This window comes from Bacteroidales bacterium (assembly GCA_018334875.1).
GTDB lineage: Bacteria > Bacteroidota > Bacteroidia > Bacteroidales > UBA12077 > JAGXLC01.
Genome location: JAGXLC010000517.1, coordinates 1 through 2,601, shown reverse-complemented (window position 1 = coordinate 2,601; position 2,601 = coordinate 1). Strand labels below are relative to the sequence as shown.

7 protein-coding genes are annotated in these 2,601 nt (G+C 37.4%); all 7 read right to left on the bottom strand.

Annotation, left to right across the window (positions count from 1 at the left end):
* A partial coding sequence (locus KGY70_20635; GenBank protein ID MBS3777613.1) for a GxxExxY protein occupies window positions 1-178 on the bottom strand: 178 nt, incomplete at its 3' end.
* Between the two features lie 284 nt (window positions 179-462).
* The gene (locus KGY70_20630) at window positions 463-810 is read right to left on the bottom strand and encodes a DUF86 domain-containing protein (GenBank protein ID MBS3777612.1); all 348 of its coding nucleotides are present in this window, start codon (window positions 808-810) and stop codon (window positions 463-465) included.
* The gene (locus tag KGY70_20625; GenBank protein ID MBS3777611.1) at window positions 810-1,091 is read right to left on the bottom strand and encodes a nucleotidyltransferase domain-containing protein; all 282 of its coding nucleotides are present in this window, start codon (window positions 1,089-1,091) and stop codon (window positions 810-812) included. The genes KGY70_20630 and KGY70_20625 overlap by 1 nt, the downstream gene beginning before the upstream one ends.
* Window positions 1,092-1,104: 13 nt before the next feature.
* Window positions 1,105-1,245, bottom strand: coding sequence for a GxxExxY protein (locus KGY70_20620; protein ID MBS3777610.1), 141 nt, complete (start codon window positions 1,243-1,245; stop codon window positions 1,105-1,107).
* A gap of 301 nt (window positions 1,246-1,546) precedes the next feature.
* A complete protein-coding gene (locus KGY70_20615) occupies window positions 1,547-1,828 on the bottom strand; it encodes a hypothetical protein (protein MBS3777609.1) in 282 nt (93 codons plus the stop codon).
* An 80-nt stretch (window positions 1,829-1,908) separates the two neighbouring features.
* Window positions 1,909-2,202, bottom strand: a complete 294-nt coding sequence (locus tag KGY70_20610) for a hypothetical protein (protein ID MBS3777608.1) — start codon at window positions 2,200-2,202, stop codon at window positions 1,909-1,911.
* Window positions 2,203-2,401: 199 nt separating this feature from the next.
* Window positions 2,402-2,601: type II toxin-antitoxin system YafQ family toxin (locus KGY70_20605; GenBank protein MBS3777607.1), on the bottom strand; the 200-nt coding region annotated here is incomplete at its 5' end.

The window sequence follows — 2,601 nt, the reverse complement described above, 5'->3', positions numbered from 1 at the left end:
CCTGTTGTTCTTCATAATAAACTTTTACCGGATAATTTGCTACACAGTCAAATCCCATCTTTCTTAGCTCTATGAGAAGGGCATTCTGATATACCTTTTCAAGAAATCCATAACCCAATGTATTGTATACCTTGTAAAAGGCGTTGATGATCTTTTGGGTTTTGTCCTGGTATTTCATGGTAATGTTTGGAACGCGGGAATGTATGGAACACATGAATATTTGGAACGCGGATGACACGGATTTAGCGGATGACCACGGATTTTTTAATTGTATGAACGCTGATCCGTCAGTTGCCGGACACAGTAACGCGGATTGAGCACCCGCCTGACCAGACGGGCAAGGATTAACGCGGATTTTTATCCGTGTAGATCCGTTGCATCCGCGTCACCGTGTCCGGCCCCTGACGGATCCGTGTTCTAATCTTCTTTTTTCGTATTTTTAAATACAGTAATCTATCTTAATTATTGCAGTTCTTTCAATATTTTACTTATTTGTTCTCTTAGAATGGGAATATCTTCGGTGGCAACTTTCCAAACCATTGAAAGGGTTACACCGAAATATTCGTGAACAACAATATCTCTCATACCCGCGATATCCCGCCAGGGAATATGTGACCATTTTTCCCTATAGGTTTCATCTATGTGTTTTGCAGCTTCGCCAACTATTTGGATACGCCTTAAGACGGCATCTTGTTTTTCTTTAGATGATATGAACTCCTGTTCGGTATATCCCTCTAAATATTCACTTATGAGGTCAGCTGATTCAATTATATCTTCCAGATAAATGGTTATATCTCGCTTTTTAGCCATCAAAAGACTTTTACTTCATCCTTTAAAAGATAATTTTTAAGTCTGGGCTTAACTGCAGATCGCTCTATCAAATCGACTTTTTTCTTTAATACATTTTCCAACTCCAGTTTTAAACGGGAAAATGTGAGTAAACTCATATCTTTTGTTGCTTCTATGATGATATCTATATCGCTGTTCTCATTGTCCTCATCCCTGGCAACAGAACCAACTATTGAAGCCTGATTGATACCATGTTTTTGCAGCACTGGCTTGATTTGTTTTTTTATTTCATTTAGGTCCATTTTTACTTTTTATTTAAGGTATGTTCTGTAGCTGAAATCCTCTTTCCAGGCCTTCCTGGTAAACGGCTTCAAGATAGCCACATTCGAGTTCGTTATAGACTTCGTAGCAGGAACCGATGATTTTGTAGCTTTCTTGCTTGTATAAAAGTTCCACGTATATTAAATATTTTTGTCCACGAATTACACGAATTTCACTGATTAATATGCTTTTGGTGATTAGAAATTTTTGTTGTGCAGGTTGTTAAGCAATAAAAGAAATACTCATGCTTATTTTTCTTCATTCGTGTAATTCGTGTCCGGCTTTTGACGGATTCCTGCCTTGCCGGCCCGCCTGCTGCTGGACAGGCAGGCAGGCGTAAAACCGTGTCCGGCCCCTGACGGATTAGTGGACCCTGTTTTCTTTGGTTTTTACTGGATGCTTTTATTGATTTGGTTCTGTATATTTTTCGCCAATTTCAATCTTCCTGACTCAGCTTATCTCTTACAAATCGTAAAAACTCTTGTAACCCTGTTTCTGGATTGGGGTCAATATAACTTTCGGTTACTTCTTTTTCACTCCCATTATGGAAGTGTTTCGGAAATGTCTTAACGTTTTTCCAACTATTATGGGGGATATTGTCATGTCTGTATATAGTGCCATTCTTGAATTTTCTTTCCCAATGATAGCTGAAACGATCCTTAAGTTTTAAGGAATACCATACATCTATAAAGGTATCATCCTTAAGGAGAATCCTCATTTCATTGATTTCTGATAAAGTTACCCGATCAATAATAACCCGGAAATCAATTTTCAATGATTGATTTTATTTCATGCAGATCAATCATTTTCCATGTGCTGGAGGTATGAAGTGAGTTTGTCGCGCTGATATTCCAACCGGTCTAATTTTTTAAAATCTTCCATTGAAGTATGTTCTTCAATTTTGCCTTCCTGGTAAAGTTTATCAAATTCTGCAATGGATTGAATATTATACTTTCCAGCAATTTCGTGAATCTGAGCTTTGATTTCTTTCAGCTTTTCTTCAATAAAGAGGCGTTGGCTCTGATGAAGAAAGGTATGATAATCTATATTGAGATCTTTTGTGATTTCTTTTATATTAACCTGGTTATCCATAAATGATTAATTATAATTCATTGTTTTCGTCACAAATATGTTATAGTAACGCAGATAACTTGTCAAAATTGTATGACCAGAATTCTGTAACAGTGATTGGACGCCCGCCTGACCGGAAGGGAAGGGATTAACACGGATTTTTATTTTATCTGTGTAAAACTTGTCCGGCAACTGACGGATCCGTTGACTCTTTTGTTAATTAAAACAAATCGGAATGAGTACCGGTTCGTGTTAACCAAACCTCCTGATCTTCTGAATATAGTTTCCATATTATTAACCAGTCTGATTTTAAATGTGCTTCCCAGTAGCCTGAATAGTTGCCTGCAAGTTTGTGAGGTTTATTCTTTTTGGGTAGTGTACCTGATTGCTCAAGGCTTCTAATGGCTTCTTTCAATAGTT

Bases quoted from the DNA above. Each gene is read 5' to 3' on its own strand.
- KGY70_20625 (MBS3777611.1), bottom strand. From the start codon at position 1,091: ATGGACCTAAATGAAATAAAAAAACAAATCAAGCCAGTGCTGCAAAAA.
- KGY70_20615 (MBS3777609.1), bottom strand. From the start codon at position 1,828: ATGAGGATTCTCCTTAAGGATGATACCTTTATAGATGTATGGTATTCC.
- KGY70_20610 (MBS3777608.1), bottom strand. From the start codon at position 2,202: ATGGATAACCAGGTTAATATAAAAGAAATCACAAAAGATCTCAATATA.
- KGY70_20630 (MBS3777612.1), bottom strand. From the start codon at position 810: ATGGCTAAAAAGCGAGATATAACCATTTATCTGGAAGATATAATTGAA.